This window comes from Pseudomonas sp. SDO524_S393 (genome assembly GCF_054071875.1).
On the sequence record NZ_JBSVVZ010000009.1, the window covers coordinates 107532 to 120704 of the forward strand.

Genomic DNA, 13173 nt, shown 5'->3' on the forward strand with positions numbered 1-13173 from the left:
TGAGAATTTATGGAAAACCTGGGACTGGGCAAAGTCTTGCTCGTTGAGGACGACGAGAAGCTGGCCGGGCTGATCGCGCATTTTCTGTCACAGCATGGCTTTGACGTGCACGTGGTGCACCGTGGCGATGAAGCCCTGGCCGCGTTCCTGGACTTCAAGCCCAAGATCGTCGTGCTCGACCTGATGCTGCCCGGCCAGAGCGGCCTGCATGTGTGCCGCGAAATCCGCACCGTGTCCGACACGCCTATCGTGATTCTCACGGCCAAGGAAGACGACCTGGACCATATCCTGGGCCTGGAGTCCGGCGCCGATGACTACGTGATCAAGCCGATCAAGCCTCCGGTGCTGCTGGCACGCCTGCGCGCATTGCAACGCCGTCAGGCGCCGGAGCCGACCGTGCGCGGCTCCCTGACGTTCGGCCGGTTGGTGATCGACCGCAGTTGCCGGGTGGTCAGCCTGGGCGACGACAAGCTCGATCTGACCACCATGGAGTTCGAGCTGCTTTGGCTGCTGGCCAGCAATTCCGGGTCCATCCTGTCCCGCGATGACATTCTCAACCGCATGCGCGGCATTGCCTTCGACGGCCTTAACCGCAGCGTCGACGTGTACATCAGCAAGCTGCGCGGCAAACTCAACGACAACCCCCGGGAGCCGGTGTGCATCAAGACCATCTGGGGCAAGGGCTACTTGTTCAACCCGTTTGCGTGGGAGGTCTAGATGCTGCGGCTTTACATGCGCCTGTACATCATCCTGGCGCTGGGACTGGCGGGAGCGATCTGGCTGGTCAACTACACCTTCGACGAATTGCTCCCCGAAGCCAACGAAACCTACAACCGCGAGGCCCTGCGCGGCCCGGCCTACGGCCTGGTCGAGCAGCTGCGCCCTCTGGCCGGCGAAGACCGCGCCGCGCGATTGGCCGAACTGCAACCCCACTATGGACTGCACCTCAAGCTGGTGCAGCGCGATGAGCTGGCGCTGAGTGCCCGCGAGCAGCACTTGCTGGCCACCGGAAAGCTGGTGGTGCGCGGTGATTTCATGGAATTCATCGCCAATATCGACGGTGGTCCGCAATTGCTCAACATCAAGCTGCCCGAGGAGCCCAAGTGGTTGTACCTGTGGGCCTACAGTCTGTTGGGGTTGAGCCTGGCGATTGTCTTGTATTTCTGGGTGCGCCCGCATTGGCGCGACCTGGAGCATATCCGCCTGGCGGCGCAACGTTTCGGTGACAACGACCTGGGTTCGCGCATTCTGCTGCCACGACGCTCCACCGTGCGCGAACTGGCCGGGCACTTCAACCAGATGGCCGAGCGTATCGAAAGCCTGATCGCCAACCAGCGCGAACTGACCAACGCGGTGTCCCACGAGCTGCGTACGCCCATCGCACGCCTATCGTTCGAACTCGACCAGCTCAAGCAGCAAACCGACCCTCGCCAGCGGCGTGAGCTGATCAGCGATATGTACGCCGACCTCGGCGAGCTGGAAGAAATGGTCTCCGAACTGCTGACTTACGCCAGCCTGGAGCGTGGCGCCACCCAGGTGACGCGCGAGCGCATCGAAGCCCACAGCTGGCTCGACAGCGTGATCGGCAGTGTCGCCCTGGAGGCCGAGGCCGCTGGCGTTCAACTGTCATTGCGCACCTGCGAGGTGGACTTTATCCAGATCGAGCCGCGCTTTATGGCGCGTGCGGTGATCAACCTGCTGCGCAACGCCATACGTTACGCGGAGCGCCGGGTGGAAGTGTCGCTGGTCAAGTTCGGCAGTGGCTATGAAGTGCGCGTGTGCGACGACGGCCCTGGCGTGCCCGAGGAGGGCCGGGCGAAGATCTTCCAGCCGTTCATGCGCCTGGACGCCAGTCGCGATCGCCGCACCGGTGGCTTCGGCCTCGGCCTGGCGCTGGTGCAGCGTGTGTCGCAATGGCATGGTGGGCAGGTGGAAGTGCTGGATTCGGAGTGGGGCGGGGCGTCGTTCCGCATGACCTGGGCCTACGCCGAATAAGGCGGCCCGCGCCGAGGGCGCGGGCCGGCGCTTCAGAAGCTGTATTCGATCAACCCCATCACCGATGTCTGCAAGCGCCGCTCCACAATCGGGCTTTTGCCGGCTTCATCCGCCAGGTACTGCACATCCAGCAAAGTGCTGAACTGTGTGTGCTCGCTGATCGGCAGGCTCCAGGTCAGGTTCAGGCCGTTGCTGACCAGCCCACCCTTGGTGTTGTACGCGCGAAAGCGGCTGCGGGCGGCCTGGCCGGTGGTCACGCCGTACCAGGTCTGCAGGTAGTTATCGTCACCGAAGCGGCTGCTGATGGCGGCATCCACGCTGCCGTAGCGGCCATCGTACAGGTTGGTGCCCAGGCTCAGTTCGAGGCTGGTGAAAGCCTTGCCGCTGTCCTTGTGATCGTCTTCCTTGAGTGCATGCTCAAGCGTCGCGCCGACGATCACTGCGTCAAGGCTGTAGCGTGCGCTCACGCCCAATTGCGGGCGCGACTTGATTTCCCCCATGCCCTTGAGCCGGTCGGCGCCCAGGCGCCCGCTCTTGGTTTTGTCTTTGCGCGAGCCACTGAGTCCGACGTAGGTGCTCAGGCTCAAGGCGTTGCCTTCATAACCCCAGCCCAGGCCCTTGTCGGTGTCGAGGAACAGCCCCCACGGGCTGATCACGGCGGCGCCGACCAATGGCGTGGTCACGCGTTCTTCACTGCCGCTGTAGCGGGGCAGGTTGGCCACGCCGGCTTTCAGGCTGTATTCCCAGTCCTGGGCTCGCACGGTGTCGGCACCGCCCAGCAGGCACAGTGAGGTAATCGAGAGGCACAGGTTTTTTACACGCATCGGGCTTTCGTCCAGGTTAGAAAATCAGGGGTGGGTGGGGTGACTCGGTGCGCTTGAAGGCGTAGCCCGAAGCGCTCAGGCCGTTGACCTGGCGGCTGACCGTGTCGCCCAGTCCGTAGCCGTTGCCGGCCAGCACCGCATGGGCGTTGTCCACCGGCAGCAGGATGTAGTCGGTCAGCGGCTGGTCGTGCAATTGGCCGCGGATCACCAGGAAGCCTTCTTCCAGGCGCACGCTGATGCCACTGAGTGGTGCGTCGGGCTCGTGGCTGTTGAGCACTTGATACGTGCCAATGGTGTCGGCCCAGGCCAGGGGCAGCGGCGGTGCTTCGATGCGTTCGCCAATCGCGATGCGCTGGCCGTGGCTGCGTGCGGTCAGCATTTGCCGACCCTGTACGGTCACCACGTCGAGCTGCACCTGGCCAAGCTCGCCCAGGTCCTTGAGCCAGAAGCCCAGTACTTTTTTCTGGGCCCGCAGCCAACCCTGGTCGTCGCGCAGCAGTTCGAAGTCAAGGCCGGCCAGCTCGCCTTGCAGCCGGTCACGCTCGTCCTTGATGCGGAATATGCCCCACGCGGTGGCGTAGAACCCGGCAAGGCGCTTGCGGTCGATGGCCGCCGGTACCTGGCGCAATTTGAGGCCATGGGCCGGCGTCTGGCAGTCTTCGGCGCAGGGTGCATCGCCGCTTTGCGCCTCAAGCATCAGGCGCAGGGTGTCGGTGGTCAGCGTGGCTACCAGGTCTTCGGCATTGCTGTCGTTGGCCATGACGATCACTGCCAGTTGCTGGTCCGGCAACAGGGTCAGTTGCGCGGCGAAGTCATCGCCACCGCCGCTGTGCTGATAGGTACGAATCCCCGGCGCCACCGGCTCGTCGCCACAGGGCGCAAGGAACCATCCCAGGCCCATCTGGCAGTCGAAATCCAGCGCATTGCCGCTGTTCTGCTGGGTGAACATCTGCTCGATCAACGGCTTGCCCAGCACCTGCCTGTCCTTGTAGACACCCCCGGCGAAGAGCATCTGCACGTAATGGCTCAAGTCCTTGGGGCTCGCCCACAAGCCGCCGGCGGCCAGGTCGCGCACCTGGGCGTCGGTGCTGGCGGCGCCGTCCTGATAACCCAGGGCACGGAAGCTGAGCTGCGCGCCGGTGCCGACAAAGCTGGAGTGATACATCTCGAGCGGTGCGAGCAGACTGTGTTGCAGGCGGGTTTCGAAGTCGTTGCCGCTGCTGCGCTCGATGGCCGCTCCCACCAGCGCGTAACCGAGATTGGAGTACGCCACCTGGGTGCCGGGTGGTGTGCTCAGCCATACCCCGGAAAGGCGCATCGGCATCTGGCCCATGGCATAACTGTTACGCAGGTCGCGCAAATGTTCGCTGGGCAAGCCGGACTGATGGCTGAGCAGGCGCCGCAGGGTGATGTCCCGGTCGGCGTCATGCTGGTCGGCGTGGAAGCGCGAGCGCACGTAGAACTCGCGCAAGGTCTGCTGGATCGGCGCATCCAGCGCCAGGCGCTGTTGCTCCACCAGTTGCAGGGCGGCGGTGGCGGTCAGCAACTTGGAAATCGCGCCGGCGCGGAACGCGGTGTTCGGCGTTACCGGCACGCCCAGTGCCTTGTCGGCCATGCCGAAGCCGCGCGCCCAGATCAGTTCCTGACCATTGACCAGCGCGATGGACAGCCCCGGCACATGCTGGCGGGCCATTTCCCGGGGAATGCGGGTTTGCAGGTAGCGAATGATCGCGCTGTAGTCGCCCTTGGGGATCGACGGCGGAGCGGGCGGCTGCCCATGGCAACCCAGGCTGCCCAGCAGACAGCCCAGCAACGGAATACCACGCAATGTGCGAAGCATGAAAAGCATCCGGGTGGTTGGGATGCTCGAATGCTAGGCGCGGGGTCGTCCACGGTCTTTGACAGCTTTGTCGGGAAACTGTCAAAGAATGTTAAGGCGCCAATCCCTGACGAGCATGCCATTGGGCGATGGACTCTTCAGGGTATTCATCGAATTGCAAGTCGCCTTTGCGCACCGAGACCTCCACCCAGGGCGCCCGGGACCCGAGCATCAGGTGGGTATGTTCCGGCGGCACCGGCAGCGGCGTGTCGATGGCTGACGCAAACGGGTGGATCAACTCGGGCCATTCCGGGCTGAACAGCCACAAGGCGGTGCCGCACTGTGAGCAGAAATGCCGCTCGGCCGTGCTCGCATGGGCGCGGCTGGCGCCGCTGGGCTTGAGCCGGGCGTGGTAGATCGAGATCAGCTTGCGCCCGCGCACCTTCAAACTGTTGGCGTCACCGGCCAGGTTGATCGCATAACCGCCACCGCCCTGGGTCTTGCGGCAGATCGAGCAGTAGCAACGCTGGTAGGGATAGGGATGGTCGCTGTGAAGGCTGAACGTCACGGCGCCGCAATGGCAGGATCCTTCGAGCTGCATGGGGTGTCTCCGGTAGTTATCGAGGCTCGGCTTATCGAAGCTTGGCTCTTACCTTAGTTCCATTCAGCCGGAACTGGCCGATTCCGGCATCAAGGTGGCGATCAAGGCCCGGATGGTACCCGGCAGGGCTTCCAGCTCGCGCACCAGGATGCTGCGCTCGCGGATCGCCCAGCTTTCGTCCAGCTTGACCGTCACCAGTTGCATGGTGCGGCTGTGCCGTACGGCGGCGGACTCGGGAATGATGCCGATGCCCACGCCGGCCTCGACCATCCGGCAGATCGCTTCAAAGCTCGACACCTGAATGCGCAACGACAGGTGCTTGCCCAGGCGCTCGACATGTTCACGCAAAAAACTGAGCAGGGTGCTGCCTTCGTGCAGGCCGATGTGTTGATAGGCGAGGGTCTGTTCCAGGCTCACCGAGGTCAGGCCGGCCAGCGGGTGGTCCGTCGGCACGATCAGCACCAGTTCATCGGTGCTGAAGTGCAGCACCTGCAAGCCCGCCGCTTCGACGGGGCCGGCGATGATGCCCATGTCGCTGGTGCCATCCAGCACGCCGCGCACGATATCCCGGGACAGGCGTTCTTGCAGGTCCACCGTCACCCCGGGGCGCTTGGACAGGAACCCGGCCAGCACTTCGGGCAGAAATTCGGTGACCGCCGTGGTGTTGGCAAAGATGCGGATATGGCCTGCCGAATCCACGCCGTACTGGGTGAATTCGCTTTTCAGGTAGTCCACCTGACGCATGATCAGTCGCGCATGGTGCAGCAGGCGTTCGCCCGCCGGGGTGATCTCCACGCCACGGCTGTCGCGGTACAGCAGGCGCGTGTCCAGTTGGCCCTCCAGCGCCTTGATCCGCGCGCTGGCGGCAGCGGGCGAGAGGAACGCACGCTTGGCGCCCTGGGTCAGGCTGGGGGATTCGGCGATATGGATGAACAGGCGCAGGTCGGCCAGATCGAAGTGCATGGTGGCTCCTGTTTCGGCAACGGTGAATGCCAAATGTGGGCGCTGGCTTGCCTGCGATAGTGATGGGTCAGTCGTCGAATATTTTGACTGACACACCGCTATCGCAGGCAAGCCAGCTCCCACAGGGCTGTATTGTTGGACTCAATGGCGGCGTTCAGCATAACCGAACGCTGGTTTATTGAAATGCAAATTCTCAGAACGGGCGGGCGCTTGCATGATCCGGGGCAGACACCCACTGCCCGAGGACTTGCACTCGATGAGCGTCACAGACTGGATCGGCCGAAGCGAAACCACCCACGACCATTTGAGCCATAACCTGCTCAAACGCATTGCCGCCACGTTTGGCGAGCCAGTGCCGGAGGACGGCGCGCCGATTCCACCGCTGTGGCAATGGTGCTTTTTCCAGGACCCGCTGCCGGAAGCGGCCCTGGGAACCGACGGCCACCCGGCCCGTGGCGGTTTCCTGCCGCCGGCCGACAACCGCAACCGCATGTGGGCCGGTGGGCGTATCGAATTCGTGCAGGCGCTGCGTGCCGGTGAGGCGGCCACCCGTGTCTCGACCATCACCCAGGTCGAGGAAAAGGTTGGCCGCACCGGTTCGCTGCTGTTCGTCACCGTGCGCCATGACTATTCCCAGAACGGGCACCTGGCGATTCGCGAAGAACAAGACATTGTCTACCGTGAGCCCACGCCACCCAAGGCCGGCAACGGCGAGGCGCTGGCGGAGGGCGAATGGCGCGAAGCCGTCGAGCCCACTCCCACTTTGCTGTTCCGCTACAGCGCAGTGACCTTCAATGGCCACCGCATTCACTACGACTATCCCTATGTCACCGGCACCGAGGGGTACTCGGGCCTGGTGGTGCACGGGCCGCTGATCGCCACCTTGAACCTGCGCGCCTTTTGCCGTGCCCACCCCGACAAGACCTTGCGCAGTTTTGCCTATCGCGGCGTGCGCCCGTTGATTGCGCCGCAGCCGTTTGAAGTCGGTGGCCGGGTCACCCAGCCAGGTGTCGCCGAATTGTGGGCGGGTAACGCCCAGGGCCTCGCGCAACAAGCCCACGTCCATTTCGAATAATCCAAGAACAACAGGCGGAGAGCCGTTAATGAACCCGAATCACAATGAAGAACTCAATGCCATCCGTGAAGGCGTGCGCGCCTTGTGCGCCGAATTCGACGCGGCTTACTGGCGCAGGATCGACGAAGAAAAAGGCTTCCCCGAAGCCTTCGTCAAGGCCCTGACCGACGCCGGCTGGCTGTCGGCGATGATCCCCGAGGAGTACGGCGGCTCCGGCCTCGGCCTGGCCGAAGCCTCGGTGATCCTTGAAGAGGTGAACCGTTGCGGCGGCAACTCCGGCACCGTGCACGGCCAGATGTACAACATGTTCACCCTGCTGCGCCATGGCAGCGAAGCGCAAAAACGCTTCTACCTGCCCAAGCTCGCCAGCGGTGAGCTGCGCCTGCAATCGATGGGCGTCACCGAGCCCACCACCGGCACTGACACCACCAAGATCAAGACCACTGCGGTCAAGCGCGGTGACAAGTACGTGATCAACGGCCAGAAGGTGTGGATCTCGCGCATCCAGCATTCCGACCTGATGATCCTGCTGGCGCGTACTACGCCGCTGGCCGATGTGAAGAAAAAGTCCGAAGGCATGTCGATCTTCCTGGTCGACCTGCGCGAAGCCATCGGCAACGGCCTGACCGTGCAGCCCATCGCCAACATGGTCAACCACGAGACCAACGAGTTGTTCTTCGACAACCTGGAGCTGCCTGCCGACAGCCTGATCGGCGAGGAGGGCAAGGGCTTCAAATACATCCTCGATGGCCTCAACGCCGAGCGCACGCTGATCGCTGCCGAATGCATCGGCGATGGTCGCTGGTTCATCGAAAAGGCCAGCGCCTATGCCCGCGACCGCGTGGTGTTTGGCCGACCCATCGGGCAGAACCAGGGCGTGCAGTTCCCGATTGCCGAAGCGCACATCGAGATCGAAGCGGCAGACCTGATGCGCTGGCGTGCCTGCGAGGAATACGACAGCGGCCTGAATGCCGGGGCCAGCGCCAACATGGCCAAATACCTGGCGGCCAAGGCGTCGTGGGAAGCGGCGAATGCCTGCCTGCAAACCCACGGCGGCTTCGGCTTTGCCTGCGAGTACGACGTGGAGCGCAAATTCCGCGAGACCCGCCTGTACCAGGTGGCGCCGATCTCCACCAACCTGATCCTGTCTTACGTGGCCGAGCACCTGCTCGAGCTGCCGCGCAGCTTCTGAGGGCCTGACCATGAGCCATACCCAAGCCCTGTGCCGGTTTCTCGCCGGCCTGAACTACGAAGACTTGCCCGAACAGGTGCTGGCGCGCACCGAAGACCTCTACCTCGACTGGCTGGCCTCGGCACTGGCCAGCCAGGGCGCGCACCCGATTCCGCTGTTCGAGCGCTACGCGCACAAGATGGGCCCGGCCACGGGGCCTGCGCAGGTGATCGTCAACGGCGGCAGCACCAGCGCGTATTTCGCCGCGCTGGTCAATGGCGCGTCGTCGCACCTGGTCGAACAGGACGACTTGCACAACAGCTCGGTGCTGCACCCGGCCACGGTGGTTTTCCCTGCCGCCCTGGCGGCGGCTCAAGACCTCGGCAAGTCCGGCCGCGACCTGTTGCTGGCGTCGGTGGCCGGCTATGAAGCCGGGATCCGCATTGGCGAGTTCATGGGGCGCTCCCATTACCGCATCTTTCACACCACGGCCACCGTCGGCACCCTGGCCGCTGCTGTGGCGGTGGGCAAGTTGCTCGATTTCAACGAAGAACAGTTCATCAACCTGCTCGGCAGCGCCGGCACCCAGGCGGCCGGGTTGTGGGAGTTCCTGCGCGACGCCGCTGACTCCAAGCAATTGCACACCGCCAAGGCCGCCGCCGATGGCTTGCTTGCGGCGTATCTCACGGCCGAAGGGCTGAGCGGCGCGCGCAATATCCTCGAAGGCGATCAGGGCCTCGCCGCCGGGATGTCCACCGACGCGCAACCGGCCAAGTTGTCCGCCGGGCTGGGCAGCCGCTGGGCGCTGCTGGAAACTTCGTTCAAGTTCCACGCGTCGTGCCGTCACACCCATCCTGCCGCCGATGCGCTGCTGGACCTGATGCAACGCGAAGGCCTCGGTGCCGACCAGATAGCCTGTGTGGAAACCCGTGTGCATCAAGGCGCCATCGACGTGCTGGGCCGCGTGACGGTGCCGGCCACCGTGCACCAGGCCAAGTTTTCCATGGGCACCGTGCTGGGCCTGATCGCGGTACACGGCAAGGCCGGGCTGACCGAGTTTCACGAACAGGCCCTGACCGATCCGGCGGTATCTGCCTTTCGCGACAAGGTCAGCATGACCCTCGACCCCGAGGTCGACGACGCCTACCCGCAGCGCTGGCTGGGCCGCGTCACGGTCACCACCCTCGATGGACGTACCGTGCAGGGCGCCATCGATGAGCCCAAGGGCGACCCGGGCAACACCCTGAGCCGGGAAGAGCTGGCCGATAAATTCCAGCGCTTGACCCACTTCAGCAACGCCCGCACTCCGGCCCAGGCCCAGGCGCTGATCGAGCGGGTCTGGGACCTGCGTAACGCCGCGTCCATGGCCCATTGGCTTTGAGGAACTGTCATGAATAACCAACGACCACTGGACGGCATCACTGTTGTCAGCCTGGAACACGCGATTGCCGCGCCGTTCTGCACCCGTCAACTGGCGGACCTCGGCGCCCGCGTGATCAAGGTGGAGCGCCCGGGTGTCGGCGACTTCGCCCGCGGCTACGACGAGCGCGTGCGCGGTTTGGCCTCGCATTTCGTGTGGACCAACCGCTCCAAGGAGAGCCTGAGCCTGGACCTCAAGCAGGACGAGGCGGGGGATATTCTCGACACCCTGCTGGCCGATGCCGATGTGCTGGTGCAGAACCTCGCGCCGGGCGCGGCGGCGCGCATGGGCCTGTCGTTCGAGGCGCTGCACGAACGCTTTCCACGCCTGATCGTGTGCGACATCTCCGGTTATGGCGAGGGCGGCCCCTACGAGAAAAAGAAAGCCTATGACTTGCTGATCCAGAGCGAGGGCGGCTTTTTATCGGTGACCGGCGGCCCCGGTGACGATCAGATGGCCAAGGCCGGTTGCTCGGTCGCCGACATCGCGGCGGGCATGTACGCCTATAGCGGCATTCTTTCGGCGCTGCTGCTGCGCGGCAAGACCGGTCAAGGCAGCCGCATCGACGTGAGCATGCTGGAAAGCCTGGTGGAGTGGATGGGCTACCCGATGTACTACGCGTTCGACGGCGCGCCTCAGCCACCCCGCGCCGGCGCGGCGCATTCGACGATCTACCCCTATGGGCCGTTTCCCACCGGCGACGGCGGCACCGTGATGCTCGGCCTGCAGAACGAGCGCGAGTGGACGGCATTCTGCGACAAGGTGCTGCTTACCCCGGCGCTGGCGACGGATGAGCGTTTTTCCGCCAACTTCAAGCGCTCCAACAACCGTGAAGTGCTACGCCAGATCATCGTCGACAGCTTTGCCCAGCTGGATGCCGAAGCAGTGATACAGCGCCTGGAAGACGCGCAGATCGCCAGTGCCCGGGTCAACGACATGCAAGGCGTGTGGGACCACCCGCAACTCAAGGCCCGTGACAGCTGGCGTGAAGTCGCCAGCCCGGCGGGCCCGTTGCCGTCGTTGCTGCCACCGGCGCGCAATGCGGCGTTCACCCCGCGCATGGATGCCGTTCCGGCGCTGGGGCAACACAGCCAGACGATTCTCGACCAGCTCGGTTATTCGGCTGAGGCCATCGACAGCCTGCGTACGCGCGGCGTCATCTAACAAGGAATTCAATGATGCCAATGCCATTCGTTCGTTCTGCGCTGTTTGTGCCGGGCAGCCGCCCGGATCGATTTGCCAAGGCCCTGGCCAGCGGCGCCGATGCGGTGATCGTGGATTTTGAAGACGCGGTGGAGGAACCGCTCAAGCGTCAGGCGCGGGATAACCTCGGCGCGTTTCTGCAAGACAGTCCCGAGGCCCGGGTATGGGTGCGTATCAACGCGCCGGAACACGCCGAACATTTTGAAGATGTGGCGTTCTGCAAAGCCCATGCAAACGTCGCCGGCGTGCTGCTGCCCAAGGTCGAAAGCACCGCCCAGGTGGCGGTGGTGGCCGCCGCCGGCAAGGTGATCTGGCCGATCATCGAAAGCGCACGGGGTTTGCTGGCCGTGGCCGAGATCGCTCACGCCCCCCAGGTGGAGCGTCTGTCGTTCGGCGGCCTGGACCTGGCGCTGGACTTGAACCTGAGCACGGATACCCCGGCCGCACGCTTTGCCCTGGACCAGGCCCGCCTGAGCTTGATCGTGCATTCCCGTGCCGCCGGGTTGGTGGCGCCGCTGGACGGTGTGCATCCGGCCATCGACGACCCCGACGGGCTGCGCCGCTCGATTCGGCATGCCTATGAGATGGGGTTTGCCGGGGCGCTGTGCATCCATCCCAAGCAAGTGGCGGTGATTCACGAGGCCCTGGCGCCCAGCGCCGCAGACCTGGCGTGGGCCCGGCGCGTGGTTGAGGCCGGTGCCAGCGGGGCAGGGGCGTTCCAGATCGATGGCCAGATGGTGGATGCGCCGGTGTTGTTGCGCGCGCAACGGCTGTTGGCCACCCATATCTAGCAGGAGGAACCCTATCAATCTGTGGGAGCTGGCTTGCCTGCGAGACGGTGGCACAGCCGACAGCAATCTTGCCTGACACAGCGCTATCGCAGGCAAGCCAGCTCCCACACTGCATCTTTGTTGCTCTCAGAGTTGGCGTTCGTCCACACCGAACGCAGGTATCAAAAAATCGAAATTCACTACACGCGTCACATCAGGCACCTTGCCTTACAACACAACAATAAGAAGGTGATTTTCCATGCTCAAGCTCTCCCGGGCGCTGTTCTGCGCCGCTACCTTGTTCGCCGCGGGCCTGGCCCAGGCGGCGGACCCGATTGTCATCAAGTTCGCCCACGTGGTTGCCGAAAACACCCCCAAGGGCCAGGGCGCGTTGCTGTTCAAGAAGCTCGCGGAAGAACGCCTGCCCGGTAAGGTCAAGGTCGAGGTCTACCCGAACTCGTCGCTGTTCGGCGATGGCAAGGAAATGGAAGCCCTGCTGCTGGGCGACGTGCAGATGCTGGCACCGTCCCTGGCCAAGTTCGAGCAATACACCAAGCAGGTGCAGATCTATGACCTGCCGTTCCTGTTCAACGACCTGGCCGCGGTCGACCGCTTCCAGGCCGCCCAGGGCAAGGCCCTGCTGACCTCGATGCAGGACAAGAACATCCTCGGCCTGGCCTATTGGCACAACGGCCTCAAGCAACTGTCCTCGAACAAGGCGCTGCATGAACCCAAGGACGCCCGTGGCCTGAAATTCCGCGTACAGGCTTCAAGCGTGCTCGAAGAACAGTTCAAGGCGATCCGCGCCAACCCGCGCAAGATGAGTTTTGCCGAGGTGTACCAGGGCTTGCAGACCGGGACCGTCAACGGCACCGAGAACACCTGGTCGAACTATGAAAGCCAGAAGGTCAACGAGGTGCAGAAGTACTTCACCGAGTCCAACCATGGTCTGATCGACTACATGGTGATCACCAACGCCAAGTTCTGGACCGGCCTGCCGCCGGATGTACGCAGCACCCTGGAGCAGATCATGGCCGAAGTCACCGTCGAGGTGAACAAGCAGGCCGAAGCGCTGAACCAGTCGGCCAAGCAGAAAATCGTCGACGCCAAGACCAGCGAAATCATCGAGCTGACCCCGGAGCAGCGCGCACTGTGGCGCGAAGCCATGCGCCCGGTGTGGCAGAAGTTCGAAGGCGAGATCGGGGCTGACCTGATCAAGGCGGCGGACGCTTCCAACCAGTGATTCCGGGTTGTACCGAGATCCAATGTGGGAGCGGGCTTGCTCGCGAATGCAGTCTGTCAGTTGATAGAACTGGTGACTGACACACCGCT

At 63.9% G+C, this 13173-nt stretch carries 12 protein-coding genes; 8 read left to right on the plus strand and 4 right to left on the minus strand.

What is annotated here, in order from left to right:
* Window positions 1-9 precede the first annotated feature (9 nt).
* Entirely contained in the window at window positions 10-717 is a 708-nt protein-coding gene (locus ACW9IB_RS06655) for a response regulator (protein WP_457368068.1), read from the plus strand.
* Window positions 718-1995 carry an ATP-binding protein gene (locus ACW9IB_RS06660; RefSeq protein ID WP_457368067.1) on the plus strand — a complete coding sequence of 426 codons (1278 nt, stop codon included), beginning with the start codon at window positions 718-720 and terminating at the stop codon, window positions 1993-1995.
* A 32-nt stretch (window positions 1996-2027) separates the two neighbouring features.
* Here ACW9IB_RS06660 and ACW9IB_RS06665 read toward each other — a convergent pair whose 3' ends face one another.
* From ACW9IB_RS06665 to ACW9IB_RS06680, 4 genes are all read right to left on the minus strand, one after another.
* The gene (locus ACW9IB_RS06665) at window positions 2028-2819 is read right to left on the minus strand and encodes a MipA/OmpV family protein (RefSeq protein WP_457412866.1); all 792 of its coding nucleotides are present in this window, start codon (window positions 2817-2819) and stop codon (window positions 2028-2030) included.
* Window positions 2820-2835: 16 nt separating this feature from the next.
* A complete protein-coding gene (locus ACW9IB_RS06670) occupies window positions 2836-4659 on the minus strand; it encodes a serine hydrolase domain-containing protein (RefSeq protein ID WP_457412867.1) in 1824 nt (607 codons plus the stop codon).
* Between the two features lie 91 nt (window positions 4660-4750).
* Window positions 4751-5239: a GFA family protein gene (locus tag ACW9IB_RS06675; RefSeq protein WP_457412868.1), complete on the minus strand. Its 489-nt coding sequence runs from the start codon at window positions 5237-5239 to the stop codon at window positions 4751-4753.
* Between the two features lie 63 nt (window positions 5240-5302).
* Window positions 5303-6202: a LysR family transcriptional regulator gene (locus ACW9IB_RS06680; RefSeq protein ID WP_457412869.1), complete on the minus strand. Its 900-nt coding sequence runs from the start codon at window positions 6200-6202 to the stop codon at window positions 5303-5305.
* 256 nt (window positions 6203-6458) lie between these two features.
* On the opposite strand from ACW9IB_RS06680, the gene ACW9IB_RS06685 reads away from it, so the two are divergent.
* The 6 genes from ACW9IB_RS06685 to dctP all read left to right on the plus strand — a co-directional run bounded on the left by ACW9IB_RS06685 (window position 6459) and on the right by dctP (window position 13084).
* On the plus strand, window positions 6459-7277 hold the full coding sequence (locus tag ACW9IB_RS06685; protein WP_457368062.1) for an FAS1-like dehydratase domain-containing protein: 819 nt from the start codon (window positions 6459-6461) through the stop codon (window positions 7275-7277).
* A gap of 28 nt (window positions 7278-7305) precedes the next feature.
* Complete coding sequence (locus ACW9IB_RS06690; RefSeq protein WP_457412870.1) at window positions 7306-8469, plus strand: acyl-CoA dehydrogenase family protein; 1164 nt, start codon at window positions 7306-7308, stop codon at window positions 8467-8469.
* Window positions 8470-8479: 10 nt separating this feature from the next.
* Window positions 8480-9829 carry an MmgE/PrpD family protein gene (locus ACW9IB_RS06695; RefSeq protein WP_457412871.1) on the plus strand — a complete coding sequence of 450 codons (1350 nt, stop codon included), beginning with the start codon at window positions 8480-8482 and terminating at the stop codon, window positions 9827-9829.
* 9 nt (window positions 9830-9838) lie between these two features.
* Complete coding sequence (locus ACW9IB_RS06700; RefSeq protein WP_457368059.1) at window positions 9839-11032, plus strand: CaiB/BaiF CoA transferase family protein; 1194 nt, start codon at window positions 9839-9841, stop codon at window positions 11030-11032.
* 14 nt (window positions 11033-11046) lie between these two features.
* On the plus strand, window positions 11047-11862 hold the full coding sequence (locus tag ACW9IB_RS06705; protein ID WP_457412872.1) for an HpcH/HpaI aldolase/citrate lyase family protein: 816 nt from the start codon (window positions 11047-11049) through the stop codon (window positions 11860-11862).
* A gap of 238 nt (window positions 11863-12100) precedes the next feature.
* Window positions 12101-13084 (plus strand): C4-dicarboxylate TRAP substrate-binding protein DctP, encoded by a 984-nt coding sequence (gene dctP / locus ACW9IB_RS06710; protein WP_457368057.1) that lies wholly within the window; start codon window positions 12101-12103, stop codon window positions 13082-13084.
* The last annotated feature ends 89 nt before the right edge of the window (window positions 13085-13173 follow it).

Coding starts and splice junctions, on each gene's coding strand:
- ACW9IB_RS06670 (WP_457412867.1), bottom strand. CDS start 4,659: ATGCTTCGCACATTGCGTGGTATTCCGTTGCTGGGCTGTCTGCTGGGC.
- ACW9IB_RS06685 (WP_457368062.1), top strand. CDS start 6,459: ATGAGCGTCACAGACTGGATCGGCCGAAGCGAAACCACCCACGACCAT.
- ACW9IB_RS06690 (WP_457412870.1), top strand. CDS start 7,306: ATGAACCCGAATCACAATGAAGAACTCAATGCCATCCGTGAAGGCGTG.
- ACW9IB_RS06705 (WP_457412872.1), top strand. CDS start 11,047: ATGCCAATGCCATTCGTTCGTTCTGCGCTGTTTGTGCCGGGCAGCCGC.
- ACW9IB_RS06680 (WP_457412869.1), bottom strand. CDS start 6,202: ATGCACTTCGATCTGGCCGACCTGCGCCTGTTCATCCATATCGCCGAA.
- ACW9IB_RS06660 (WP_457368067.1), top strand. CDS start 718: ATGCTGCGGCTTTACATGCGCCTGTACATCATCCTGGCGCTGGGACTG.
- ACW9IB_RS06675 (WP_457412868.1), bottom strand. CDS start 5,239: ATGCAGCTCGAAGGATCCTGCCATTGCGGCGCCGTGACGTTCAGCCTT.
- ACW9IB_RS06700 (WP_457368059.1), top strand. CDS start 9,839: ATGAATAACCAACGACCACTGGACGGCATCACTGTTGTCAGCCTGGAA.
- ACW9IB_RS06665 (WP_457412866.1), bottom strand. CDS start 2,819: ATGCGTGTAAAAAACCTGTGCCTCTCGATTACCTCACTGTGCCTGCTG.
- dctP (WP_457368057.1), top strand. CDS start 12,101: ATGCTCAAGCTCTCCCGGGCGCTGTTCTGCGCCGCTACCTTGTTCGCC.
- ACW9IB_RS06695 (WP_457412871.1), top strand. CDS start 8,480: ATGAGCCATACCCAAGCCCTGTGCCGGTTTCTCGCCGGCCTGAACTAC.
- ACW9IB_RS06655 (WP_457368068.1), top strand. CDS start 10: ATGGAAAACCTGGGACTGGGCAAAGTCTTGCTCGTTGAGGACGACGAG.